Below are 25,736 nucleotides of genomic sequence, written 5' to 3' on the forward strand. Positions count from 1 at the left end.
CGAATCTCTCCTGGGACGCCATTATTACATCAAATTACATATCTTACCAAATCCAACTCACCTTTTAGGTGGGTTTTTTTGTGTAAAAAATTCTGTGAGAAAATGGATATGTTCAAAGAAGAACTAACATAAATTTCTATTTCACCATAAATATTTTTTAAAAAACTTTTCACCGAACCTAATTAAAGAAAGTCCATCAAATTAAATTTAAATTGATTGAATTTAATTTGTTCATAAAAAAGTTAAAAAATTTATTATATGTATGAACATTTGTAAATCAACGATGAAAGCGGATACAGCAAAACAGAGTAATTAAAATTATCAAATAATTTGCAAATAAGGTGTTGACGGTTTAATAAAATCAGCGTAAGATAGTCCTCAATATAAGAAAATAAAAAGCTCAACAAAAGGTAAGCATACACTTTAGTTGATAAATTAATTTCTTGAAGCAGTTTTTTTTAACCTAAAAGTTCAATGGTTTAAAGCAGTAAAAAATCAAGTAATATTGATTAAAGCGAAGAAGAGGATAAGTAGTTTTATGTTATGGGATTAGCAGAGAGCCGGCGGGTGCTGAAAGCCGGTAATTCCAACGTAAAATGAACTCACCTCAGAGCACCAGCTTGAAAGATCTTTCTAGTAGAGTTGGTCGGGTGTTGCCCACCCGTTATCAAAACGAACAGGATTATCTGTTCATAAGTGCACGCTTTTGCGTGAATTTAGGGTGGTACCGTGGAATAGGTTATTAAGCCTTTTCATCCCTTTACCTGCGATAAGTAGGTTTATGAGGGATGGAAGGGCTTTTTTTATTGAAATTATGTAAGGAACAAAGAGGAGGTTTTATTAGAATGTTGCAGGAAGCTGCCTATACAGAATCAAAGTCTGAGACTACAACAGTCACGGGTGCAGATCTGTTATTAGAAGCCTTGGAAAAGGAAAAGGTAGAAGTAATTTTTGGATATCCAGGAGGAGCAGTCCTACCGATTTATGACAAAATTTATCATTCAAAAATCCTCCATGTTTTGCCTAGACATGAACAAGGCGGAATTCATGCCGCTGAAGGCTACGCAAGGATTTCTGGTAAGCCAGGGGTAGTGATCGCCACTTCAGGACCAGGAGCGACGAACATTGTGACAGGATTAACAGATGCCATGATGGACTCCTTGCCGCTTGTCGTATTTACAGGTCAGGTAGCAACAAGTGTCATCGGTTCAGATGCTTTCCAGGAAGCGGACATTCTGGGAATTACAACACCAATAACAAAGCATAACTATCAAATTCGAAATATTGAGGATATTCCAAGGATCGTGAAAGAGGCATTCTATATTGCATCTAGCGGAAGACCTGGTCCAGTGCTAATAGATGTTCCAAAGGATATTGCAGCTTCTGTATCAAGTCGTCCGGAAGAACAAGAAATTAATTTACCTGGGTATCAGCCAACGTTACAGCCTAACTATTTACAAATTCGTAAATTAACTGAAGCTGTAAGCAGTGCAAAGAAACCAGTCATACTAGCGGGTGCAGGGGTGCTTCATGCTAAAGCTTCTCAAGAATTAAAGGAATATGCCGAACAGCAGCAGATTCCTGTTATCCATACATTGCTAGGCTTAGGCGGTTTCCCTGCTGATAATAAACTTTTCGTAGGGCTTGCAGGGATGCATGGCTGCTATGCGGCAAATATGGGCCTAAGCGAATGTGATTTACTTATCAATATCGGAGCACGCTTCGATGATAGATTAACGGGTAATTTACAGCACTTTGCACCTAAAGCAACAGTAGCTCACATCGATATTGACCCAGCTGAAATTGGCAAAAACGTGCCGACAGCTATTCCGATTGTAGCTGATGCAAAGGAAGCATTAAAGCAATTGGTTCAGCAAAATGGAAAGCCGCCAGTCAATACCGAGTGGCGTGAGCAGATCCAAAAATGGAATGAGGAATATCCGTATTATTACGGAGTGTCTACTGAAGACAATTTAAAGCCTCAGAAAACAATGGAGATGCTATTCGAGAAAACAGCCGGAAATGCAATTGTTGTTACAGACGTTGGTCAGCATCAAATGTGGGCAGCGCAGTATTATCGTTTTAACCAAGCAGATAGATGGGTTACTTCTGGGGGATTAGGAACAATGGGATTCGGTCTTCCAGCAAGTATCGGTGCCCAATTCGCAGATCCGGACGCATGTGTAGTTGCCGTCCTAGGAGATGCCGGATTCCAAATGTCCACACAAGAGCTTGCTGTAATAAGGGAATTTAATCTTCCAATTAAGATTTGTATTTTTAACAACCACTCTTTAGGAATGGTACGTCAATGGCAGGAAATCTTCTATGAATCGCGTTTTTCACATAGTAAAATCTCGGTTCAGCCCTCTTTCGTGAAACTGGCTGAAGCATACGATATTAAAGGGTATGTGATTAGATCAGAGGAAGAAGCAGAGAAAATTTTAAACGAAGTATTAAATGATCGTGAACCTGTTCTGTTAGATTTCAGAATTGATCCAAATGAAAATGTATATCCAATGATCGCACCAGGAAAAGGATTGCATGAAATGGTAGGTGCTAAGCCTTGAAAAGAACAATAAGCATGACAGTACTAAACCGTCCAGGAGTATTAAATAGAATAACAAACTTATTTTCTAAGCGGAATTTTAACATTGAAAGTATTTCAGTTGGCCTGACAGAACATGAAGGCGTTTCTCGAATCACATGTGTTGTCCATGTAGAGAGTGATCGTGAAGCTGAACAAATCACGAAACAGCTTAATAAGCAAATTGATGTATTAAAGGTAGTAGATATAAGTGATCAATCAATTGTCGCAAGGGAATTAGCCTTAGTAAAAGTTCTTGCAACTCCACAAACAAGAAGCGAAATTTATTCACTTATTGAACCATTTCGAGCAACTGTTATCGATGTGGGCAAGGACAGCTTAGTTATTCAAATAACGGGTGAATTTGAAAAGATTGAAGCCTTTATTGAACTAATTAAGCCATACGGTATTAAAGAATTAGCGAGAACTGGAACAACGGCCTTCCCTAGAGGGACACAGAGATCAGCAAAAGAATTAAAGACAATTTCAATTGTTTAAGAGAATGGTGCTAATCATTCAACTCATTAAACTAGTATAATAACTAAAAAATTCAAAATAAAAAATAAACTTTAGACGAAGAAAGGGAGAATAACAATGGCAAAAATGTACTATAACGGAGACGCAAATGCAGCATATTTAAATGGAAAGAAAGTAGCAGTAATTGGTTACGGTTCACAAGGTCATGCACATGCACAAAATATGAGAGACAGCGGTGTTGAAGTTGTCATTGGTCTTCGTCAAGGAAAGTCATGGGATAAAGCAGTGGAAGATGGCTTCCAAGTATATCCTGTAGGCGAAGCAACTGCACAGGCAGATATCGTAATGATTCTATTGCCAGATGAGCAGCAAACAAAAGTATATATTGAAGAAATCAAGCCTAACTTAACAAATCAAGCCATCATGTTCGCTCATGGTTTCAACGTTCACTTTAACCAAATCGTGCCTCCAGCAGATTGTGATGTTTTGCTAGTTGCTCCTAAAGGCCCTGGCCACCTTGTTAGAAGAACGTTTGAACAAGATGCAGGTGTTCCAGCATTATTCGCTATCCACCAGGATGTAACAGGCGAAGCAAAAGAACTTGCTTTAGCATATGCAAAAGCGATCGGATCGTTGCGTGCAGGCGCATTAGAAACAACATTCAAAGAGGAAACAGAAACAGATCTTTTCGGAGAGCAAGCAGTACTTTGCGGTGGTTTAACTGCACTTGTAAAAGCTGGTTTCGAAACATTAGTAGAAGCTGGATATCAGCCAGAACTTGCTTATTTTGAAACATTACACGAGCTAAAGCTAATTGTTGACCTAATGTATGAAGGCGGAATGGCTGGAATGCGCTATTCAGTATCTGATACAGCAGAATGGGGAGATTTTGTAACAGGTCCTCGTATTGTTGATGCTAGAGTGAAAGAGGAAATGAAAGCTGTTCTTAAAGATATTCAAGATGGCAAATTTGCACAAGGCTGGATCATTGAAAACCAAACAAACCGTCCAGTTTATACGGCAATCAAGACTAGAGAAAACGAGCATTTAATTGAAAAAGTAGGTAGAGAACTAAGAGCAATGATGCCGTTCATTAACCAAGGCAAAAAGAAAGAAGTTGTCGGCAGTGCAAAAAATTAAAATATTCGATACAACTTTGAGAGATGGGGAACAATCTGCCGGTGTCAATCTTAACTTATCAGAGAAACTTGAAATTGCGAGACAACTAGAAAGATTAAACGTCGATATCATTGAAGCTGGCTTTCCAGCAGCATCAAAAGGTGATTTTTCATCTGTTCAAAAAATTGCTCAAATGGTTAAAAATTGTTCTGTAACAGGTCTTGCACGCGGCGTCATTTCCGATATTGACGCTGCTTGGGAGGCGCTCAAAGACGGTGCAGAGCCTAGATTGCATACATTTCTTGCGACATCACCAATTCATCGCCAATATAAATTGAAGATGTCAAAGGAAGAAGTAATTGAGAGGGCAGTTGAATCTGTTAAGTATGCTGCTAAAAAGTTCCCGATTATTCAATGGTCTGCAGAGGACGCTTCGAGAACTGAACTTCCTTTCTTAGCTGAGATTGTTGAAAAGGTAATCCAGGCTGGAGCTCACGTCATTAACCTGCCAGATACGGTTGGATATGGGACCCCGGAAGAATACGGAAAGATTTTTAAATACTTAAGAGAACATGTTCCTTCTATTGATAAGGTTTCTTTATCAACTCATTGTCACGATGATCTTGGGATGGCTATTGCTAACTCATTGGCAGCGGTTGAAAACGGAGCAACTCAGGTTGAAGGAACAATCAACGGAATTGGCGAAAGAGCTGGGAACGCAGCTCTTGAGGAAATTGCAGTAGCCCTGCATATTCGGAAGGATTTCTACCAAGCTTCAACTCGCTTGAATCTTCAGGAGATTAGCCGCTCAAGCAGTATCGTGAGCAAACTGACCGGAATGGTTGTTCCAGCTAATAAAGCAGTAGTAGGCAAAAATGCATTTGCCCATGAATCTGGTATTCACCAGGATGGAGTACTAAAAGAAAAAACAACTTACGAAATTATTTCTCCAGAATTAGTTGGTGTACAATCCAATTCTTTAGTACTTGGAAAGCATTCCGGAAGACATGCCTTTAAAAATCGCTTAAATGAACTAGGCTTAAATGTTCCAGATGATGAGCTTAATAAATTATTTGTTTCCTTTAAAGAATTGGCCGACCGGAAAAAAGAATTGACTGATTATGATTTAGTTGCACTTGTACTTGATGAAAAATTATCAAAAGAAGTTAGCTTCTATGAATTAAATCAAATTCAGGTTCAATATGGAACAAATCAAATCCCGACAGCAACAGTTACATTGATGGGTATTAACAAGGAAGTCATTCAGGAAGCTGGGACTGGGGCTGGCAGCATCGAGGCGCTTTATAATACGCTAGAAAAATGCGTAGATGGATCCATTAATTTATTAGATTATCGAATCCAGTCAGTTGGTGCAGGCAGGGATGCTTTAGCAGAAGTTTATGTAAAAATGAAATACTTGGATATCGAGACGAGCGGGCGCGGACTTGCACAGGATGTGCTGGAGGCTTCAGGAAAAGCGTATTTAAATGCCATTAACAGAGTCATTTATATGAAAAATATGGGTCGTGAACTTAGTTTAACCTAGTAAATAATAAGGTTACTTTGGATCATCTAGAAAATCACATAAATATTAAACGGAGGGATAAAAATGGAGAAGCGTATCGCTGTACTACCAGGAGATGGAATCGGCAAAGAGGTGGTAAAAGGAGCAATAGAAGTTTTACAGGCTGTTGGAGAGCGTTTCGGTCACCAGTTTCATTTTGAATATGGAAAAATTGGTGGGGAAGCAATTGATACGGTTGGAACACCGCTGCCCGATGAGACAGTTGACCTATGCAAGCAAAGCGATGCGGTTTTACTAGGGGCAGTTGGCGGTCCTAAATGGGAGAGCCAGCCACCCCACCTCCGGCCCGAACGCGGTTTATTGAAAATTCGTAAGGATTTAAATTTATATGCCAATTTAAGACCAACTAGCTATTATCAAAGTCTTGCAGATTCTTCCTCTCTTAAAAAGGAAGTTATTGAAGGCGTAAATATGCTGATGGTTAGGGAATTAACGGGCGGCTTATACTTTGGAAAGCCAAGTGAACGTATAACAAGAGATGGCGAAGATGCTGTCGTAGATACATTGTTTTATAAAAAAGAAGAAATGCAAAGAGTCATTAAGCTTGCATTTGAGCTTGCAAAAGCACGTAAGGGGAAAGTGACTTCAGTCGACAAGGCTAATGTATTGGAATCGAGCAGAATGTGGAGAGAGGTAGCCGAAGACATTTCAAAGGACTATCCTGAAGTCGTTCTCGAGCATATGTTAGTTGACAATGCGGCAATGCAGCTTATTAGAAAGCCGACACAATTTGATGTCGTAGTTACTGAGAATTTGTTTGGAGACATCTTAAGTGATGAAGCTTCAGTTCTTACTGGCTCATTAGGAATGCTGCCATCAGCAAGTTTATCAGCGGAAGGGCCATATCTATATGAACCAATCCATGGATCAGCTCCTGATATCGCCGGGAAAGATCTTGCTAATCCACTAGCAACGATTCTTTCAACAGCCATGATGCTAAGACTTTCATTTGGAATGAATGAGGAAGCAGAAGCCATTGAACATGCAGTAAATCAAGTGCTTGAAGCCGGATACCGCACAGGAGACATTATGTCGTCCGGAATGAAACAAGTTTCAACTACTGAAATGATTGCTGAAGTAAAAGCAACATTGCTTGATAATGAAGCTATTTTGAACATCATGGGTGCTTATGCATAGAAAAGCGGAAACGATTGGACACGACCAGAATTGGTCGTGTTTATTTTAAAAATAACAATTGGAGGGGGAGGAAAAAATGGGAAAGTCAATTATTGAAAAAATTTGGGAACAACATATTGTCCATCAGGAAGAGGGGAACCCTGACCTATTATATATTGACCTGCATTTAGTCCATGAAGTTACATCTCCACAGGCGTTTTCTGGACTGAGAATGAAGAATCGTAACGTAAGAAGACCTGATAAAACCTATGCAACCGTTGATCATAACATCCCAACAGATAATCGTTATGAAATCAAGGATACTGTTGCTTTAAATCAAATGTCGACTTTAGAAAAGAACTGTACAGAGTTTGGCGTTCAACTAGCAGGCATTGACAGCCCGGATCAAGGGATTGTTCATGTTATCGGACCTGAGCTTGGTTTAACTCAGCCAGGAATGACTATTGTTTGCGGTGATAGTCATACATCCACACATGGAGCTTTTGGATCCATTGCGTTTGGAATTGGGACTAGCGAGGTAGAACACGTTTTAGCGACTCAAACAATTTGGAGAGCAAAGCCAAAAACATTAAAGCTAGAAATTAATGGTGAGCTTAAAAAAGGCGTGTCTGCAAAGGACGTAATTCTTTACGTTATTGCGAAATATGGAATTGATTTCGGAACAGGTCATGTAATTGAATATTGCGGAGACACGATCAAGAGAATGACTATGGAAGAAAGAATGACAATTTGTAATATGTCCATTGAGGGCGGAGCACGTGCTGGACTTATAAGCCCAGATGAAACGACATTTAATTATATTCAAGGAAGAAGATATGCTCCAAAGGGCGAGGATTTCTCTCAGGCTGTGGATAAGTGGAAGGAGCTTGCTTCAGACGCAGATGCCGAATATGATCGTGTCATCGCTATTGATGCAAATGACATTGCTCCAATGGTGAGCTGGGGGACAAATCCATCGATGACTGCAAAAATAAGTGATCGAATCCCGACTATGAATGATTGCAAAACGGAAATTGAAAAGAAATCGCTTGAACGGGCATTGGCCTACATGGGATTGCAGGAAGGTCAAAAAATTGAAGATATTGAGATTCAGCATGTCTTTATTGGCTCTTGTACAAATTCAAGAATTGAGGATCTGCGCCAGGCTGCTAGCATTGCAAAAGGAAAGGAAGTCCATCCGAATGTTAGGGCACTTGTCGTTCCAGGTTCACAGCAAGTGAAGAAGCAAGCAGAATCAGAAGGGTTAGATGTCATCTTCAAACAGGCTGGGTTTGAATGGCGTGATTCCGGCTGCAGCATGTGTTTAAGTATGAACAATGATATCGTTCCTAGCGGAGAGCATTGTGCTTCTACCTCCAATCGAAATTTCGAAGGCAGACAAGGTTCTGGAGCAAGAACACACTTAGTCAGCCCAACTATGGCTACAGCAGCTGCGATCTTTGGAAGATTCGTTGATGTTAGCTCATTGATTACGGCAGAGACAGTTTAATCATAGGAAAAAGGAGGGAATAAGAATGAGCGGTTTTAAAGTTTTAGAAGGAAAAGCGGCAGCTCTTGATCGAGCAAATGTGGATACAGATCAAATTATCCCGAAGCAATTTTTAAAAAGAATAGAAAAAACAGGATTTGGNNATTTTATGATTGGCGTTTTTTGAAGGATGGGGAGCCTAATCCAGACTTCGAATTAAATCGTCCCGAAAACGCAGGTGCAACCATTTTAATTGCCAATGAAAATTTTGGATGCGGCTCATCAAGGGAGCATGCACCTTGGGCGCTATTGGATTATGGCTTTAAAGCGGTCATTGCCCCTTCATTTGCTGATATTTTTCATCAAAATTGCTTAAAGAACGGAATACTTCCAATTCAGCTCAAAGAGGATGAAGTATCCTATTTATTAGCCAAAGGAAAAACTCAAGCGTTTAAGCTGAAAATTGACTTAGAACAGGAAACGATCTCAGATGATAGTGGCTTCTCCACATCTTTCCCTATAAATGATTATTGGAAGAAGATGCTGATGAACGGCTGGGATGAAATTGAAATTACCCTTCAGCTCGATGATAAAATTGATGAATATGAAAAAACTTTAACAGCTGTTAAGTAAACAAAAGGATTCACAGTTTTCTCTGTGAATCCTTTTGTTTTTTAATCATAATCATGCTACACTAACTTCAAAAACGAAGCGGCGTGACATAAATGAAAAAACGGAATCGGAAAAAACTAAACGATAAAGTTCTCCTTTTTCCTGGTCTAGAAAAGAGACTTTTGGAAAAAGGACTTGAAAGTCTTCAGCAAAAAAGGTTCCGTGAGGCGATTAATTTTCTTGAAGAGGCTAATAATTTAGAACAGGAAAATAATGATATACATATTGGGCTCGTTCTTGCATATTTTGAGTCCGGCCAATTGACGAAAGCAAAGGAATTGGCAAATAGCATGCTCCAAAAGGGCATAGGAGATTATATTCAAATTATTGACCTCTATTTAATGATTCTCGTGCAATTACATCAATACGATGATATTGTAAAGACGATTGAAATATTAATAGAAGAAAAAGAAATACCAGCAGATAAAATGGAGCATTTTACACGTATGCTCCATTTTAGCAAAAGAATGGCTGAATCATCTCCCAATATTTATTCAGATGATCCTATTCTGGATGAACCTTTGGATGTGGAAATAGATCTTTTTTCATTAAAAGATCAGCACGAGCAAATCCAAATGGCTACAATGCTAACAAATAGAAACTTAAAGCCTTATATTAATCAAATAAAGGCTTATCTAGAGTCAAGTGAAGGACAGCCATTCTTTAAAACAATGCTATTAAATGTTTTAATTGAACATGAGTATGAAAAAGAGGTTAATGTGCAAAAGCTCGGGGAATGGATGATAGTAAAACCTTCAAATCTCCAAGGTGCTCAGCATAATAGTCAGATGGATAAATTGCTAAACCTCGTAGCCGAACAGCTTGAACATGATGACCCTATTCTCTTTGAACATATCAAAAGTTTGATAGAGCGCCATTTATTTATTCTATATCCTTTTCTTCTTAAGCCCTTTAGTGAAAATGTTTGGGGAGCTGCCTATCATCATCTTGCAGCGGAGTATCAAGGACTCCATTATTCTATAAAGGATCTCGCTTTAAGATACAAAGTTATGGAGAAAGAGATAGGTCAAGCAGGGGCATTTTTAAAGAAAATAGAAGAAATTTCATCCCCAAATTATTAGCTTCATTGTTGAAAGCTAGGGTCTGTATGTTATAATATAATGGTTGTATATGTAAATGGTATTTATTATGTAAAAAAATGATAATGCTTGGGAATCGAGCTGTATCAATACCAATTCGTTACGAATGAAATGATAATAGATTGTTGGAGGGAAATAATTATATGTCTGCTAAATTTGAAAAGCTAGAAGGGAACGTTGGAGTTCTTACAATTGAAGTAGATGCAGAAAAGGTAAACGAAGGTTTAGACGCTGCATTTAAAAAAGTCGTTAAACAAATTAATGTACCAGGTTTCCGTAAAGGAAAAATGCCGCGCGGAATGTTTGAAAAGCGTTTCGGTGTTGAATCACTTTACCAAGATGCAGTTGATTTTCTTCTACCTGAAGCATATGCAGGTGCAATCGAAGAAACTGGAATTGAGCCAGTAGATCGCCCAGAAATCGATGTAGAACAAATCGAAAAAGGCAAGAGCTTAATTTTCACAGCAAAAGTAACTTTAAAGCCTGAAGTAAAGCTTGGCGAATATAAAGGGCTTGAAGTAGAAAAATTCGATACAGAAGTAACTGAAGAAGACGTAAATAACGAGCTTAAATCTATGCAAGAAAGACAAGCTGAGCTTGTTGTGAGAGAAGAAGGCAAAGCTGAAACTGGCGACACAGTTGTAATGGACTTCGAAGGATTTGTTGACGGAGAAGCATTTGAAGGCGGAAAAGCTGAAAACTATTCTCTTGAGCTTGGTTCAGGTCAATTTATTCCTGGATTTGAAGATCAATTAGTTGGCACTGCAGCTGGCGAATCTAAGGATGTTGAAGTATCATTCCCTGAAGAGTACCATGCTGCTGAATTAGCTGGCAAGCCTGCTGTGTTTAAAGTAACTGTTCACGAAATCAAAACAAAAGAACTTCCTGCTTTAGATGATGAGTTCGCTAAAGATGCAGATGAGGAAGTTGAATCTTTAGACGCTCTTAAAGAAAAAGTAAAAACACGCTTAGTAGACAGCAAGAAGCATGAAGCTGAGCACTTTGTTCAAGATACTGTGGTAGAAAAAGCTACAAAAAATGCTGAAATCGACCTTCCATCTGTAATGGTTGATACAGAAATCGATCGCATGATGAATGAATTTGAACAACGTCTTCAAATGCAAGGAATGAACCTTGATCTTTACTTCCAATTCTCTGGTCAAGATAAAGATGCATTAAGCGCTCAAATGAAAGAAGAAGCAGAAAATCGCGTACGTGTAAACTTAACGCTTGAGGCAATTGCGAAAGCAGAGAACATTGAAGTAACAGACGAAGAAGTAACTGCTGAGCTTAGCAAAATGGCTGAAATGTACAACATGTCAGTTGAAAGCATTGAAAAAGCTCTTGGAAGTTTAGAAAGTCTTAAGACTGACCTTCAAATTAAAAAAGCAGTTGAGTTCTTAGTAGAAAGCAGCAAAACTGTTTAATTATAAGCACACACTACAAATAAGAAAACATAATGAACAAGGCGCGATTTATTCGTGCCTTGTTTTATACAATGGACAAATAATAAACATACATAACGTCTTTTTATTACCTACATATGAAGGATTTGGATAAATTCTTTCGATTTAAATTAATCAATAATGGTTAAGCTTAGTTTATTAGGAATATAATTTTAACATCAGTAAAATGTGAATCCTCTTTGCAAACAAAGATACATAATAGAACATATCTGACTCATAAGTGTTTTCATTTCCTGTCCATTGTGAAAATATGTTACAATGCAATACATAACAAAAAAATGATTGTAAAGAAAACGTAACGGTTTGCATAAGATTCGCGGAAATAATAACGAATGGATGTTTTTTTAAGGGGTGAAGGATTTGTTTAAATTTAGTGATGAAAAAGGACAATTAAAATGTTCTTTCTGTGGAAAAACGCAGGATCAAGTGCGAAAACTTGTTGCCGGTCCAGGTGTATATATATGTGATGAGTGTATAGAGCTCTGCACCGAAATCGTTGAAGAAGAGCTTGGAACCGAAGAGGAAGTTGAGTTTAAAGATGTCCCAAAACCAGCTGAAATCCGTGACATTCTCGATGAATACGTAATTGGACAGGATCAGGCGAAAAAATCATTATCAGTAGCTGTATACAATCATTACAAGCGTATTAATTCCAATAGTAAAATCGATGATGTGGAGCTTTTCAAAAGTAACATTTGTATGATTGGACCAACGGGAAGCGGAAAAACCTTATTAGCACAAACGTTAGCTCGCATTTTAAATGTACCGTTTGCTATTGCAGATGCTACTTCTCTAACAGAAGCAGGCTATGTAGGTGAAGATGTTGAAAATATTTTATTAAAGCTTATTCAATCAGCAGACTATGATGTGGAGAAAGCAGAAAAAGGCATTATTTATATTGATGAAATCGATAAGGTAGCCCGTAAATCAGAAAATCCTTCAATAACTAGAGATGTTTCTGGTGAAGGGGTTCAGCAAGCATTATTAAAAATTCTAGAGGGGACTGTAGCAAGCGTTCCGCCTCAAGGTGGACGTAAACACCCTCATCAGGAATTCATTCAAATTGACACAACGAATGTTTTATTTATTTGTGGAGGTGCCTTCGATGGCATCGAACAAATTATTAAGCGCCGTTTAGGTCAAAAGGTTATTGGCTTTGGTTCTACTACAAAGGATACCGAGGTAGATCAAAAAGAACTTCTAACTAAAGTTCTTCCAGAGGATCTTCTGAAATTTGGTTTAATCCCAGAATTTATTGGCCGTCTTCCAGTCATTGCAAGTCTTGGCTTGCTAGATGAAGAAGCATTAATTGAAATTCTGACTAAACCAAAAAATGCATTAGTAAAGCAATATCAAAAGATGCTCGAGCTTGACGATGTAGAGCTTGAATTTGAAGATGAGGCACTAGTGGAAATTGCGAAGAAAGCAATTGAGCGTAAAACAGGAGCCCGCGGACTTCGTTCTATTATTGAAGGAATTATGCTGGATGTTATGTTTGACCTTCCTTCTCGTGATGATATTAAAAAATGTATCATTACAAAGGAAACGATTACAGAAAATACATCACCAAAACTCATTCTTGAAGATGGAACGATTGTAAAAGAAGAAAGAACTTCTGCATAACAAGCAGCAGAGGATACAAGAAGAGTAAACTTTTCTCTTCAAATACTATAAGCCAAACCCTTTAGGGTTTGGCTTTTTTGCCTGGATATTAGGGACATTTGCAAGCCGTATAATACAAAATCCCCCCAGCTTTTTACAGCAAAATCTTGTTTATTCCAACTCAGTCAGGGAGATACTAGCATATATCACCGAGAACTAGATTGCAGGAGGGAAAAGTATGAGTTGGACGGGGATCGCCTTATTTATTCAATTGTTTTTTGGAATTGTGATTGGTCTTTATTTCTGGAATTTGCTTAAAAATCAACGAACACAGAAAGTATCAATTGATAGAGAATCAAGAAAAGAAATGGACCAATTGAAAAAGATGAGATCCATCTCTTTAACTGAGCCTTTAGCAGAAAAAGTTCGCCCATCAAGCTTTGCAGACATAGTAGGTCAAGAGGATGGAATAAAATCGTTAAAAGCAGCCTTATGCAGCCCAAACCCGCAGCATGTGATCATCTACGGACCTCCAGGGGTAGGAAAAACAGCAGCAGCAAGATTAGTTTTAGAAGAAGCGAAAAAGACAGCAAAATCCCCTTTTAAACATTCATCTGTCTTTATCGAATTGGATGCCACTACAGCCCGATTTGATGAAAGAGGAATTGCAGACCCGCTGATCGGGTCGGTTCACGACCCTATTTATCAAGGTGCAGGAGCCATGGGACAAGCTGGCATACCTCAGCCGAAACAAGGGGCTGTTACAAATGCACATGGTGGCGTTTTGTTTATTGATGAAATCGGGGAGCTTCATCCTATCCAAATGAATAAGCTTTTAAAAGTGCTAGAGGATCGGAAAGTATTCTTGGAAAGCGCCTATTATAATGAGGAGAATGCCCAAATTCCAAACCATATTCATGATATTTTTAAAAATGGCCTTCCAGCTGATTTTCGATTAATTGGAGCGACTACAAGAACCCCAAGTGAAATTCCTCCGGCCATTCGGTCCAGATGTATGGAGGTATTTTTCCGGGAGCTGGCTGAAGAGGAAATCGCTGATGTCGGCAGAAGAGCAACAGAAAAAGTTAATCTGGCCATTAGTGAAAATGGATTAATGACTCTTGCTTCTTACGCACGGAACGGCCGTGAAGCAGTCAATATGATCCAAATTGCAGCAGGGCTTGCCATTACAGAAGATCGAAATTACATAAAAGATGAAGACATTGAATGGGTCATTCAATCGAGTCAGCTAACACCAAGAATGGAAAGAAAAATAAACACCCGTTCTGAAGTGGGATTAGTGAATGGTTTAGCTGTATATGGCCCAAACTCAGGCGCCCTTCTTGAAATTGAGGTTACCATTATTCCAGCTAAAGATAAGGGCAGTATAAATATTACAGGTATTGTTGAAGAGGAAAGTATTGGCGGACAAGGAAAATCCATTCGCAGAAAAAGTATGGCAAGAGGATCCATTGAAAATGTAATAACCGTTCTTCGCTCGATGGGAGTTCCAGCAAGCGACTATGATATCCATGTTAACTTTCCAGGCGGTGTTCCAATAGATGGCCCATCCGCAGGTATTGCGATGGCCACCGGGATTTATTCTGCCATTTACAAGTATCCTATTGACCATACAGTTGCCATGACAGGGGAAATAAGTATTCATGGGCATGTTAAACCAGTTGGCGGTGTTTATCCGAAGGTAAAAGCAGCGAAAAAGGCTGGGGCCCAAACCGTTATTATTCCAAAAGAAAATATGCAATCCATATTAAAAGAAATAACCGGAATCAAAATTGTTCCAGTAAGCCATTTGAATGAAGTTTTTGAACTAGCTTTATTGAAGAACTTTCACCTGGAACAATCCATCACTGCTTCAATCGAATTGGCAAAAAAAGAAAGCATCTAGATGGTCAACTTCGGCTAATTGTTCCCAGCATGAAAGCCGAAGTTTTCTTTATGTCGAGAAGACGGATATAGGTTGACGATGTGAAATGTCCATCCAGCCCCGCTGGACGGCCACTTTGATCCAAGCTGACGTGTGAAAAGTCCATCCAGCCCCGCTGGACGGCCACTTTGACCCAAGCTGACGTGTGAAAAGTCCATCCAACCCCGTTGGACGGCCACTTTGCTCCAAGATGACGCATGAAAAGTCCATCCAGCCCAGTTGGACGGATACCTTGACCCAAGGTGACGTGTGAAAAGTCCATCCAGCCCCGCTGGACGGACACATTGCTCCAAGATAACGCATGAAAAGTCCATCCAGCCCCGCTGGACGGACACTTTGACCCAAGCTGACGTGTGAAAAGTCCATCCAGCCCCGCTGGACGGCCACTTTGATCCAAGTTGACACATGAAATGTCCATCCAACCCTTTCAGACGTACACTTTGACCCAAGCTGAGTCATGAAAAGTCCGTCCGAGATTTCTATGAACCAGTGCTACCGCTTTTCAAATTAGACACTTACACATAAATAAGTTAGAATTGTACAAAGAAAATATTAGCAATTTAAGGCTAATGAAGATATGTATTTTGGAGGTGCTTCCTAAGTTATGGCGAAAAAGAAAGAAATTATCGTCCCCCTCCTGCCGCTAAGGGGTCTGCTTGTTTATCCAACTATGGTCCTGCACTTAGATGTTGGCCGTGAAAAGTCGGTGCAAGCCCTTGAAAAAGCGATGGTAGATGACCATTTAATTTTCTTGTCTACGCAAAAAGAAATATCGATAGATGAACCCGCTGAAGAGGATTTATACCAAATTGGAACATTAACACGTGTCAAGCAAATGCTTAAACTTCCTAATGGGACAATCCGGGTTTTAGTAGAAGGGTTAAAAAGGGCGCAAATTCTTGAATTTAAGGATGACCCTAACCACTACGCAGTCAAAATAGAAGTATTCGAAGAGGAAACGACAAAGGATACAGAAGATCAAGCTCTAATGAGGACTATGCTGGATTACTTTGAACAATACATAAAGGTATCGAAAAAAGTATCAGCAGAAACGTATTCTGCTGTTTCGGATATTGAAGAGCCTGGGCGCATGGCAGATATCATCGCATCCCATTTACCTTTAAAGCTAAAGGAAAAGCAGGAAATATTAGAAACCTTTGATGTCAAAGACCGGATGAATCAAGTTATTGAAATCATTCATAATGAAAAAGAAGTATTAAATTTAGAAAAGAAAATTGGCCAGCGCGTAAAGAAATCAATGGAACGCACACAGAAGGAATATTATTTGCGCGAACAAATGAAGGCTATCCAGAAAGAGCTTGGAGATAAAGAAGGAAAGACAGGCGAGGTTGCCGACCTTACTGAAAAAATTGAAAAAGCCGGCATGCCAGAAAATGTTCAAGCAACCGCATTCAAGGAACTTGATCGTTATGAAAAAATCCCTTCAAGTTCTGCGGAAAGCGGCGTTATTCGAAATTATATTGAATGGCTAATTTCATTGCCATGGAGCAAGGCAACAGAAGATGATTTAAATATTCATAAAGCAGAACGCATCTTAAATAATGACCATTACGGTCTTGAAAAGGTGAAAGAACGTGTGCTGGAATACTTAGCTGTTCAAAAGCTGACGAATTCATTAAAAGGGCCAATACTTTGTCTAGCAGGACCCCCTGGAGTAGGGAAAACAAGCCTAGCACGTTCCATTGCTACATCACTCAACCGAAATTTTGTCCGTATTTCACTTGGCGGTGTTCGCGATGAATCTGAAATTCGGGGCCATCGAAGAACGTATGTAGGTGCTATGCCAGGCCGTATTATACAGGGAATGAAGAAAGCTGGAACGATTAATCCAGTATTTTTACTTGATGAAATTGATAAGATGTCAAGTGACTTCCGGGGAGATCCGTCTTCAGCTATGCTTGAAGTTTTAGACCCTGAACAAAATAATAATTTTAGTGATCATTACATTGAGGAAACATACGATCTTTCTAAAGTCATGTTTATCGCAACAGCGAATAATTTAGCGACTATACCTGGGCCGCTTAGAGACCGGATGGAGATTATTACAATTGCTGGCTATACAGAACTAGAGAAAAATCATATTGCAAAAGATCATCTTTTACCGAAACAAATAAAAGAGCATGGTCTTACAAAATCTCAGCTTCAAATCCGCGAGGACGGAATTCAGAAGGTCGTTCGGTATTACACAAGAGAAGCGGGTGTACGAGGACTTGAAAGACAGCTGGCAACGATATGCCGGAAAACAGCGAAAATTATTGTCTCAGGTGAAAAGAAAAAGGTTATTATTTCCGAAAAAAATGTGGAAGACTTCCTAGGAAAGCCGATTTTTCGATATGGGCAAGCTGAGCTTGAGGATCAAGTGGGTGTGGCAACAGGACTTGCTTATACAACTGTTGGCGGGGATACACTGCAAATTGAAGTATCACTTTCACCAGGAAAAGGCAAGCTTGTCCTCACAGGGAAGCTTGGGGATGTCATGAAGGAATCGGCTCAAGCGGCCTTTAGCTATGTCCGTTCTAAAGCAAGTGAATTAGGGATTGAAGAGGACTTTCACGAAAAGTATGATATTCACATTCACGTTCCGGAGGGAGCCGTCCCTAAGGATGGCCCATCTGCAGGTATTACGATTACAACTGCTTTAGTGTCTGCACTTTCTGGTAAGCGAATCCGCAAAGAAATTGGTATGACTGGGGAGATTACTTTGCGTGGGCGTGTCCTGCCAATAGGCGGCGTTAAAGAAAAAACACTTAGTGCTCATCGAGCGGGTCTAACGAAAATTATTCTTCCAAAGGACAATGAAAAGGATATTGATGATATACCTGAGAGTGTCCGAGACGAGTTGGAATTTGTTCTAGTCTCCCATGTAGATGAAGTGCTAATGCATGCATTGACTGGGGGTGCAGAAGCATGAAGGTAAATTCAGCAGATATCGTTATTAGTGCGGTAAAGCCTGACCAATATCCGGGTGAGGCTTTACCCGAGTTTGCTTTAGCAGGCAGGTCCAATGTTGGGAAATCTTCGTTTATTAACAAAATGTTAAATAGAAAAGCGTTAGCTAGAACCTCATCAAAGCCTGGGAAAACACAAACATTAAATTTTTTCCTGATTAATGAGATGTTACATTTTGTCGATGTACCTGGTTATGGCTACGCTAAAGTTTCTAAAAAAGAACGAGAAGCCTGGGGCAAAATGATTGAAACGTATTTAACATCAAGAGAGCAGCTAAAAGCTGTTGTGCAAATAGTTGATTTGCGTCATCCCCCAAGTCAGGATGATATCATGATGTATAATTTCCTAAAGCATTACGAAATCCCATGTGTCATTATCGCTACAAAGGCCGATAAAGTTCCGAAATCGAAATGGCAAAAGCATATAAAAATAACGAAAGAAACACTGGACCTCGATCCGAATGATCCTTTAATCCTTTTTTCGTCCGAAACTGGACAAGGGAAGGATGAAGCGTGGTCTGTGCTTCTAAGCTATATATAAGCTTCAATCCCGATGCAGAAATGCACCGGGATTTTTTTTGCTATAAGAATGAAATATATCAATCTTTATTATAGTAATAGAAAAAGTATTAATTTTTTAGTCTGCTAGAAGCAATCACGAAAACATTTAGCAGAAAATATGAATCTTAAAAGAATTCGTATCATATGTTTAGGTAATTAGAAAAAATTTGAGAGAAGAAGAAAGGGGACTTTCTAATAGTGAAGCATTTTGGAAAGGGATTACTTTTATTCATTTCTATTATTGTTCTTGCTGCCTGTGGGTCAAAGGAAGCAGAGAATGAGGGCTTTAAGCTTGTCGAGAAAGGAAAGTTTATTTATGCATCGTCAGGTGAATTTAACCCATTTAGTGTGACGAATGCGGATGGAACGATGAGCGGTTTTGACATTGAGGTAGGAGAAGCAGTAGCAAAAGAACTTGGGTTAGAGCCTGTACAGAAAAAGTTTAAGTTCGGAGGCATCGTTGAAGGGGTTAAATCTGGCCGCTTTGATGCGGCGGTTGCTAGTCATACAATCACGGAAGAGCGGTTAGAAGCCGTAAATTTCTCGATTCCATACTACTATTCTGGACCGCAAATCTATGTCCGTCCTGATAGTACAGTTGAAACAATTGACGATTTAAAAGGATTAGAAATTGCTGTAGCTAAAGGAACTACTTATGCAGATGTCGCACAGCCTGTAACAGATAATATTAAATTTTACGATAGCGATGTCGTGGCGCTTGAAGCATTAAGTAAAGGGAAGCATGATGCAGTCATCACTGATTTTATTACGGGCAAAGAGGCAATTGGTGCTGGAATGAATATTGTTGGAAAAGAATTGCTAGGAAAAAGTGAACAAGCAATAGCTGTTGCGAAAGAAAACGAGGAGCTTCTGAAAAAAATTAATGAAGCGTTGAAAAAATTACATGAAAACGGAACATTGACGGAAATCAGTAAAAAGTACATCGGTGAAGATATTACGAAAGACCCTGAGAAGGAATAAGCAAATAGAGGATGACTTAGTCATCCTCTATTTATTAATAAAAGTAAAGGAGGAAAGCCTATGGATTTATTCACAAAATTCATGGCAACATACCCCATTTTCTTAAAAGGAATGGTACTTACCTTCCAACTCACGATTATTTCCATTTTTATCGCAATATTTATCGGCCTTTTTTTTGCCTTTTTAAAAATTTCAAAGGTGAAGGTATTAGAATTAGTGGCGGATGCTTATATATTTCTCGTACGGGGAACGCCGCTCGTTGTGCAAATCTTTATTTTCTACTTTGGTTTAACCTCTATCAATATGCCAGACTTCTGGGCTGTTGTTCTTGGACTAGCCTTTCATAACGGTGCTTATATTGCTGAAATTTTCCGAGGGGCGATCCAGTCAGTCGATCATGGACAAATGGAGGCAGGACGTTCTCTTGGTATGACGGTTTCCTTAGCGATGAGAAGGATTATTCTTCCACAAGCCATTCGCAGGGCACTTCCGCCCCTAGGAAATCAATTTATTATTGCCCTAAAGGATTCCTCACTTGCATCATTTATTGGAATGTACGAGCTATTTAATGTAGCTACTACTCAAGGCTCAATTAAATACGACTATATGAGCTATTTACTCATTGTAGCTGTTTACTACTTAGTATTAGTTCTATTCTTCTCCATTATTGTCAGGTTAATCGAAAAAAGAATGGCTAGCAGCGATTAAGAAAGGAGTTATAATATGAGCGGTACGGTCATGATAAAAGTTGACATGCTAAATAAATCATTTGGAGATTTGCACGTATTAAAGGATATTAATATGACGGTTAAGCAAAGTGAAGTGGTTTGTTTAATAGGCGCGAGCGGCTCAGGGAAAAGCACACTTCTTCGATGCATCAATTTTTTGGAATTTAAGGATAGTGGGTTAGTCGTAATTAACGGCGAACAAATTGAAAAAGAAACACATGATCTCAATAAGGTCCGAGCACGAGTTGGGATGGTATTTCAGCATTTTAATTTATTCCCGCATAAAACAGTACTTGAAAACGTTATTGAGGCTCCCATTTATGTAAAAAAGCTATCTAAAGAGCAAGCTACGGCCGAAGGAAAGGCATTATTGAAAAAAGTAGGTCTTTCAGATAAGGAAAATGTGTACCCATCCAAGCTGTCTGGCGGACAAAAGCAGCGGGTAGCCATAGCAAGGGCATTAGCTATGAAACCTGAAATCATGCTATTTGATGAGCCTACATCTGCCTTAGATCCTGAGCTTGTTGGCGAGGTGCTTGCCACAATGAAGGAGCTGGCTGAAGAGGGAATGACAATGGTGGTCGTCACACACGAAATGGGCTTTGCTAGAGAGGTTGCTGATTGGGTCGTCTATATGCATGAAGGCCGTATTGTCGAAGTTGGTCATCCGAAGGACTTATTCTCTCATCCAAAGGAAACCCGTACAAAACACTTCTTAGATTCGGTTTTATAAACACGGAGGACAGGGAATAATAACCTTGTCCTCCTATTTCTTTTTAAAAAACAGAAAGTAAATACCCGCTAGAATAAAGATGGCTGGCCAAAACTTCCAGGCGGTTGTAACTCCGTTTTCCAATAAACCAAACCATAGAATAATCCGGTCGTAAAATAGGAGCAAGGAAGCAAGAACTAAAAATAAAATTCCTTGAAATAACCCGGTTCTAGTTTTTTGGTGCTGAAGTAAAAAGCCTAAAGCAATAATTAAAATGAATGTTCCGATATGATCCGGCCAAATTTCAAGACGATTCACGACATGGAAATGCAAGCCAAACCCTGTCAGGATGACACCTGGTAAGATGGCATGATAATCCTTCGCTCCATAGCCTTGAAATAAAAATGCGATCCCAATGATGATTAAAAGGCTAGGCCATGTAAAAAAAGGCTGAAAAAAAGTGATATTTGATTGTTGAAGAAAGAAGTATGCTCCAAAGCCAATTAGGATAATACCAGGAAATATTCTCTGATTTTTCATATTTACACCCTTCCAATAAGGTTCACTTGAATCTATATCCAATTTTTGATAATGTACATAAGGGAGTATTTTGTCGAAAAAATAAATAAACATAATTTGTGTACGATCTATTTGAATTCAATGAATATTTTACCATAGGAGTTCAAGATCTGTTCACATTTTCGCATAAATATGAAGGAAATAAGTGCTACAATTAGAATAGTTATTGTGCAATTAATTTGGGGGTGTCAATTTAAATGCATATAGTAGTTGTTGGTCTAAATTATAAAACGGCCCCTGTTGAAATTCGGGAAAGATTGACGTTTAACCCTTCTCAATTACCAGATGCTATGAAAACGTTAAAGGATAAAAAAAGCATCCTTGAGAATGTGATTGTGTCTACTTGTAATCGGACTGAAATCTATGCGGTTGTTGATCAGATTCACACAGGCCGTTACTATATTAAAGAATTTTTATCAGAGTGGTTTAAGATAGAGAAAGAAGAATTTTCTCCTTATTTGTTTATTTATGAGCAGGAAGGGGCTATCGAGCATTTATTCAATGTCTCCTGTGGGCTGAATTCCATGATTCTTGGAGAGACCCAAATTTTAGGACAGGTTCGGACAAGCTTTCTGCAGGCACAGGATGATCATACGATTGGAACTGTATTTAATCAATTATTTAAACAAGCTGTTACGTTAGCTAAACGGGCTCATTCTGAAACAGAAATCGGAGCTAATGCCGTTTCAGTTAGCTATGCTGCTGTAGAGTTGGCAAAAAAGATATTTGGTTCTTTAGAGAATAAGCATGTGCTTATTTTGGGAGCCGGTAAAATGGGCGAGCTTGCTATCCAAAATCTGCATGCAAACGGTGCAAGCAAGGTAACCGTTATCAATCGTACATTTGAAAAAGCGCAGGATTTAGCAGTCCGTTATGCTGGCAAGGCGAAATCTCTTCAAGAGCTCCAATGCTCTTTAATTGAAGCGGACATTCTTATTAGTTCTACTGGAGCAAAGGGATTCGTTGTCACGAAGGAAATGATGACAGCTGTTGAAAAATTACGAAAAGGAAAACCATTATTCATGGTAGACATCGCTGTGCCACGTGATTTGGACCCTGCCCTCGCTGAATTAGATACTGTCTTCTTATATGATATAGATGACCTTGAAGGAATTGTTGAAGCAAATCTGCAGGAACGTAAGAAGGCAGCAGAAACCATTCAGCTCATGATTGAGCAGGAAATTATTGAATTTAAACAATGGCTGAATTTGCTTGGTGTCGTTCCCGTTATCTCTGCTTTAAGGGAAAAGGCATTAGCGATTCAGGCTGAAACAATGGAAAGTATTGAAAGAAAGATGCCGAATTTAAGTGATCGTGATAAAAAGGTACTGAATAAACATACAAAGAGTATTATTAATCAGCTGTTAAAGGATCCTATTTTACAGGCGAAGGAAATGGCCGGAGGTAAGGATGCTGAAAAGGCATTAGATTTATTTATGAAAATTTTCAATATAGAAGAACTTGTTTCTGAGCGGAAAATGACACAAACAGCCGAACCACAAAACTCTATCGCTCATATGTCACAGGCTTCCTTTCAATCGTAGGAGTACTTGAGTATGATCGATATTTATATGACACGGCTGCATGAAGCTACTGTCGTTCTGTATGCCTTGAGTGTCTTATTATACTTTATTGATTTCTTACATCATAACCGGAAGGCAAACCGAATTGCCTTCTGGTTACTTGCATTTGTTTGGCTTTTGCAAACGGTCTTTCTCTTTTTATATATGATGAAAACAGGCAGATTTCCCGTACTGACAATTTTTGAAGGATTATATTTTTATGCCTGGGTGCTCATTACTTTGTCATTAGCATTAAACCGTTTTCTTAGGGTAGACTTTATAGTCTTTTTTACAAATGTAATTGGATTTATCATTATGGCCATTCACACATTTGCCCCTATTCAGTATGAATCAAATGTGATGGCTCAAAAGCTCATTTCTGAATTACTATTTATACACATTACTGTTGCGATTTTGTCATATGGGGCATTTTCCTTGTCTTTTGTATTTTCCGTATTATATTTAATTCAGTATGATCTGTTGAAAAGAAAGAAATGGGGCCCAAGGCTATTAAGGGTTGCAGATTTATCGAAGCTGGACAAAACCTCATATGTATTAAATGTAATTGGAGTTCCCATGTTGATGATAAGCTTAATCCTGGGTATTCAGTGGGCCTATATTAAGGTACCAGATATGATTTGGTACGATTCTAAAGTGGTCGGTTCTTTTGTAGTTATCGCTGCATACAGTATTTATCTTTATTTAAAAGTAGGCAAAGGGCTTGCCGGGAAGCAATTAGCATTATGGAATATTGCATCCTTTCTAATTGTCTTAATTAACTTCTTTCTATTCGGTTCATTATCATCTTTCCATTTCTGGTATTCGTAAATTAGGAGGCTGTCATGAGAAAAATTATCGTAGGATCTCGCAGAAGTAAACTTGCATTAACACAAACAAATTGGGTAATCGATCAATTGAAGGCGATTGATCCATCCTTTGATTTCGAAGTGAAGGAAATTGTTACAAAAGGCGACCGCATATTAGATGTGACGCTTTCTAAGGTCGGCGGTAAGGGCTTGTTTGTGAAAGAAATCGAGCAGGCCATGCTGGATAAAGAAATTGATATGGCTGTCCACAGTATGAAGGATATGCCGGCAGTTCTGCCTGAAGGGCTAATAATCGGCAGTATTCCTGAAAGAGAAGATCACCGGGATGCGCTTATTTCAAAAGACCATGTACGTTTCTCAGATCTTAAACCTGGGGCTGTAATTGGAACGAGCAGTTTACGCAGAGGGGCACAGCTTCTTGCACGCCGTCCGGATTTAGAAATTAAATGGATTAGAGGAAATATTGATACTAGACTTGCCAAGCTAGAAACAGATGAATACGATGCGATTATTCTCGCTGCCGCGGGTTTAAAGAGACTAGGTTGGGCAAGTGATGTCGTGACAGAATTGTTAGACCCAGATATTTGTTTGCCTGCTATTGGGCAAGGGGCACTTTCTATCGAATGCCGCAGTGATGATGAAGAACTTCGCGGTTTATTAGATAAATTTACATGCAAGAAAACAGATGCAACCGTTCGAGCAGAGAGAGCATTCCTTCACAAAATGGAGGGAGGCTGCCAGGTGCCAATCGCTGGCTTTGCAGAGCTTAATGGAGAAGAAATTGTGCTAACCTGCCTAGTCGGCTCTCCTGATGGAAAACTGATCTATACAGAACAAGTGAAAGGCTTAGACCCTGAGGAGGTCGGAGTTGAAGCGGCTAATCTCTTAATTAATCAGGGAGCTAAAGATTTAATCGATCAGGTGAAAGAGGAGCTGGATCGCGAATGACCGGTGGAGGCGAGGGCATAGCCCTTCCTCTTAAGGGAATGTCGGTTCTCGTTCCTAGAGGGAAGGAGCAGGCGAAAACCTTTTCAAGTTTAGTTAAAGGTTATGGAGGAATTCCTGTTGAAATCCCTCTTATCGCCTTTAAGCCTGTAGATATTTCTGATGAGATTATGAAGATTCTTCATCAGTTACATACGTATGATTGGATTGTTTTTACGAGCAATGTCACGGTTGAGACCTTTCTTTCTTTTATCGACTCTCCTGAAAAAATGAAGTTGCCCAAAATCGCAGCCATTGGAAAAAAAACAGAAGCCTGCCTGCTGCACGCGGGAATAAAGGTGGATTTTATCCCAAGGGAGTATGTTGCGGAAGGGTTTGTTAAGGATTTCTTGCCGCTTGTGAAGGCGGGGATGAACATTTTAATCCCTAAAGGGAAACTTGCTAGAAATATTATTTATACGGCCTTAACGGAAAAGGGCGCAAATGTTGACGAGATTATCATGTATGACACTTTCTTTCCTGATGAAAGCAGAGTGAAAATAGTAGAGGCATTTTCGGACGGAATAATAGATATCCTTGCCTTTACAAGTCCCTCAACTGTTGATCATTTTATGAGAGTGATGAAGGAAAGCCAGCTTTTTCATCGGCTAGAAAATAGTATAATTAGCTGTATTGGCCCGATTACAAAGGATAGAATTATATCATACGGACTAAATG

At 39.2% G+C, this 25,736-nt stretch carries 21 protein-coding genes, 1 pseudogene and 1 other annotated feature; of the genes and pseudogenes, 20 read left to right on the forward strand and 2 right to left on the reverse strand.

Going from position 1 to position 25,736, the window contains the following annotated elements:
* Nucleotides 1–508: 508 nt before the first annotated feature.
* Nucleotides 509–763 (forward strand) — a binding site (T-box leader).
* 82 nt (nt 764–845) lie between these two features.
* From ilvB to lonB, 11 genes and pseudogenes are all read left to right on the forward strand, one after another.
* A complete protein-coding gene (gene ilvB / locus V7149_RS03535) occupies nt 846–2,567 on the forward strand; it encodes an acetolactate synthase large subunit (protein ID WP_335344275.1) in 1,722 nt (573 codons plus the stop codon).
* Nucleotides 2,564–3,082, forward strand: coding sequence for an acetolactate synthase small subunit (gene ilvN, locus V7149_RS03540; protein ID WP_335344276.1), 519 nt, complete (start codon nt 2,564–2,566; stop codon nt 3,080–3,082). Before ilvB ends, ilvN begins: the two co-directional genes overlap by 4 nt.
* Before the next feature lie 96 nt (nt 3,083–3,178).
* Complete coding sequence (gene ilvC / locus V7149_RS03545) at nt 3,179–4,201, forward strand: ketol-acid reductoisomerase (RefSeq protein WP_335344277.1); 1,023 nt, start codon at nt 3,179–3,181, stop codon at nt 4,199–4,201.
* Nucleotides 4,188–5,726, forward strand: coding sequence for a 2-isopropylmalate synthase (locus V7149_RS03550; protein ID WP_335344278.1), 1,539 nt, complete (start codon nt 4,188–4,190; stop codon nt 5,724–5,726). The genes ilvC and V7149_RS03550 overlap by 14 nt, the downstream gene beginning before the upstream one ends.
* Before the next feature lie 63 nt (nt 5,727–5,789).
* Nucleotides 5,790–6,902 (forward strand): 3-isopropylmalate dehydrogenase, encoded by a 1,113-nt coding sequence (gene leuB, locus V7149_RS03555; protein WP_335344279.1) that lies wholly within the window; start codon nt 5,790–5,792, stop codon nt 6,900–6,902.
* Between the two features lie 76 nt (nt 6,903–6,978).
* The gene (gene leuC, locus V7149_RS03560; protein WP_335344280.1) at nt 6,979–8,391 is read left to right on the forward strand and encodes a 3-isopropylmalate dehydratase large subunit; all 1,413 of its coding nucleotides are present in this window, start codon (nt 6,979–6,981) and stop codon (nt 8,389–8,391) included.
* 25 nt (nt 8,392–8,416) lie between these two features.
* Nucleotides 8,417–9,003: pseudogene (gene leuD, locus V7149_RS03565) on the forward strand (3-isopropylmalate dehydratase small subunit).
* A 92-nt stretch (nt 9,004–9,095) separates the two neighbouring features.
* Nucleotides 9,096–10,124, forward strand: a complete 1,029-nt coding sequence (locus V7149_RS03570) for a tetratricopeptide repeat protein (protein WP_335344281.1) — start codon at nt 9,096–9,098, stop codon at nt 10,122–10,124.
* 161 nt (nt 10,125–10,285) lie between these two features.
* Nucleotides 10,286–11,569 (forward strand): trigger factor, encoded by a 1,284-nt coding sequence (gene tig, locus V7149_RS03575; protein WP_335344282.1) that lies wholly within the window; start codon nt 10,286–10,288, stop codon nt 11,567–11,569.
* Nucleotides 11,570–11,968: 399 nt separating this feature from the next.
* Nucleotides 11,969–13,231 carry an ATP-dependent protease ATP-binding subunit ClpX gene (clpX, locus tag V7149_RS03580; RefSeq protein ID WP_335344283.1) on the forward strand — a complete coding sequence of 421 codons (1,263 nt, stop codon included), beginning with the start codon at nt 11,969–11,971 and terminating at the stop codon, nt 13,229–13,231.
* 217 nt (nt 13,232–13,448) lie between these two features.
* Complete coding sequence (gene lonB, locus V7149_RS03585; protein WP_335344284.1) at nt 13,449–15,116, forward strand: ATP-dependent protease LonB; 1,668 nt, start codon at nt 13,449–13,451, stop codon at nt 15,114–15,116.
* Nucleotides 15,117–15,130: 14 nt separating this feature from the next.
* On the opposite strand, the gene V7149_RS03590 is transcribed toward lonB, so the two are convergent.
* Nucleotides 15,131–15,313, reverse strand: coding sequence for a hypothetical protein (locus tag V7149_RS03590; protein WP_335344285.1), 183 nt, complete (start codon nt 15,311–15,313; stop codon nt 15,131–15,133).
* A gap of 446 nt (nt 15,314–15,759) precedes the next feature.
* Here V7149_RS03590 and lon point away from each other — a divergent pair, with 446 nt between their 5' ends.
* The 5 genes from lon (at nt 15,760) to V7149_RS03615 (ending at nt 21,127) form a co-directional block, all read left to right on the forward strand.
* The gene (lon, locus tag V7149_RS03595) at nt 15,760–18,087 is read left to right on the forward strand and encodes an endopeptidase La (protein WP_335344286.1); all 2,328 of its coding nucleotides are present in this window, start codon (nt 15,760–15,762) and stop codon (nt 18,085–18,087) included.
* Nucleotides 18,084–18,665: a ribosome biogenesis GTP-binding protein YihA/YsxC gene (gene yihA, locus V7149_RS03600; protein WP_335344287.1), complete on the forward strand. Its 582-nt coding sequence runs from the start codon at nt 18,084–18,086 to the stop codon at nt 18,663–18,665. The genes lon and yihA overlap by 4 nt, the downstream gene beginning before the upstream one ends.
* A gap of 218 nt (nt 18,666–18,883) precedes the next feature.
* A complete protein-coding gene (locus tag V7149_RS03605; RefSeq protein ID WP_335344288.1) occupies nt 18,884–19,666 on the forward strand; it encodes a transporter substrate-binding domain-containing protein in 783 nt (260 codons plus the stop codon).
* Between the two features lie 60 nt (nt 19,667–19,726).
* Nucleotides 19,727–20,374, forward strand: coding sequence for an amino acid ABC transporter permease (locus V7149_RS03610; protein WP_335344289.1), 648 nt, complete (start codon nt 19,727–19,729; stop codon nt 20,372–20,374).
* A gap of 15 nt (nt 20,375–20,389) precedes the next feature.
* Nucleotides 20,390–21,127, forward strand: coding sequence for an amino acid ABC transporter ATP-binding protein (locus V7149_RS03615; protein ID WP_335344290.1), 738 nt, complete (start codon nt 20,390–20,392; stop codon nt 21,125–21,127).
* Nucleotides 21,128–21,160: 33 nt separating this feature from the next.
* Here the strand turns inward: V7149_RS03615 and V7149_RS03620 are convergent, their stop codons facing one another.
* Complete coding sequence (locus V7149_RS03620) at nt 21,161–21,646, reverse strand: LiaI-LiaF-like domain-containing protein (RefSeq protein WP_335344291.1); 486 nt, start codon at nt 21,644–21,646, stop codon at nt 21,161–21,163.
* Between the two features lie 236 nt (nt 21,647–21,882).
* Between V7149_RS03620 and hemA the strand changes: the two genes are divergently transcribed.
* From hemA to V7149_RS03640, 4 genes are all read left to right on the forward strand, one after another.
* On the forward strand, nt 21,883–23,229 hold the full coding sequence (gene hemA, locus V7149_RS03625; RefSeq protein WP_335344292.1) for a glutamyl-tRNA reductase: 1,347 nt from the start codon (nt 21,883–21,885) through the stop codon (nt 23,227–23,229).
* 12 nt (nt 23,230–23,241) lie between these two features.
* The gene (locus V7149_RS03630) at nt 23,242–24,075 is read left to right on the forward strand and encodes a cytochrome c biogenesis protein (RefSeq protein ID WP_335344293.1); all 834 of its coding nucleotides are present in this window, start codon (nt 23,242–23,244) and stop codon (nt 24,073–24,075) included.
* A gap of 14 nt (nt 24,076–24,089) precedes the next feature.
* A complete protein-coding gene (gene hemC, locus V7149_RS03635) occupies nt 24,090–25,022 on the forward strand; it encodes a hydroxymethylbilane synthase (protein ID WP_335344294.1) in 933 nt (310 codons plus the stop codon).
* The coding region (locus tag V7149_RS03640; protein ID WP_335344295.1) for a uroporphyrinogen-III synthase at nt 25,019–25,736 on the forward strand (718 nt) is incomplete at its 3' end. The genes hemC and V7149_RS03640, both read left to right, overlap by 4 nt.

The organism is Bacillus sp. JJ1503, from assembly GCF_036965125.1.
Taxonomy (GTDB): Bacteria; Bacillota; Bacilli; order Bacillales; family Cytobacillaceae; genus Cytobacillus.

Excerpts from the sequence above, each read along its gene's own strand:
- ilvB (WP_335344275.1), top strand. The coding sequence starts at position 846 with ATGTTGCAGGAAGCTGCCTATACAGAATCAAAGTCTGAGACTACAACA.
- ilvC (WP_335344277.1), top strand. The coding sequence starts at position 3,179 with ATGGCAAAAATGTACTATAACGGAGACGCAAATGCAGCATATTTAAAT.
- leuB (WP_335344279.1), top strand. The coding sequence starts at position 5,790 with ATGGAGAAGCGTATCGCTGTACTACCAGGAGATGGAATCGGCAAAGAG.
- leuC (WP_335344280.1), top strand. The coding sequence starts at position 6,979 with ATGGGAAAGTCAATTATTGAAAAAATTTGGGAACAACATATTGTCCAT.
- V7149_RS03570 (WP_335344281.1), top strand. The coding sequence starts at position 9,096 with ATGAAAAAACGGAATCGGAAAAAACTAAACGATAAAGTTCTCCTTTTT.
- tig (WP_335344282.1), top strand. The coding sequence starts at position 10,286 with ATGTCTGCTAAATTTGAAAAGCTAGAAGGGAACGTTGGAGTTCTTACA.
- lonB (WP_335344284.1), top strand. The coding sequence starts at position 13,449 with ATGAGTTGGACGGGGATCGCCTTATTTATTCAATTGTTTTTTGGAATT.
- V7149_RS03590 (WP_335344285.1), bottom strand. The coding sequence starts at position 15,313 with ATGGACTTTTCACACGTCAGCTTGGGTCAAAGTGGCCGTCCAGCGGGG.
- lon (WP_335344286.1), top strand. The coding sequence starts at position 15,760 with ATGGCGAAAAAGAAAGAAATTATCGTCCCCCTCCTGCCGCTAAGGGGT.
- yihA (WP_335344287.1), top strand. The coding sequence starts at position 18,084 with ATGAAGGTAAATTCAGCAGATATCGTTATTAGTGCGGTAAAGCCTGAC.
- V7149_RS03610 (WP_335344289.1), top strand. The coding sequence starts at position 19,727 with ATGGATTTATTCACAAAATTCATGGCAACATACCCCATTTTCTTAAAA.
- V7149_RS03615 (WP_335344290.1), top strand. The coding sequence starts at position 20,390 with ATGAGCGGTACGGTCATGATAAAAGTTGACATGCTAAATAAATCATTT.
- V7149_RS03620 (WP_335344291.1), bottom strand. The coding sequence starts at position 21,646 with ATGAAAAATCAGAGAATATTTCCTGGTATTATCCTAATTGGCTTTGGA.
- hemA (WP_335344292.1), top strand. The coding sequence starts at position 21,883 with ATGCATATAGTAGTTGTTGGTCTAAATTATAAAACGGCCCCTGTTGAA.
- V7149_RS03630 (WP_335344293.1), top strand. The coding sequence starts at position 23,242 with ATGATCGATATTTATATGACACGGCTGCATGAAGCTACTGTCGTTCTG.
- hemC (WP_335344294.1), top strand. The coding sequence starts at position 24,090 with ATGAGAAAAATTATCGTAGGATCTCGCAGAAGTAAACTTGCATTAACA.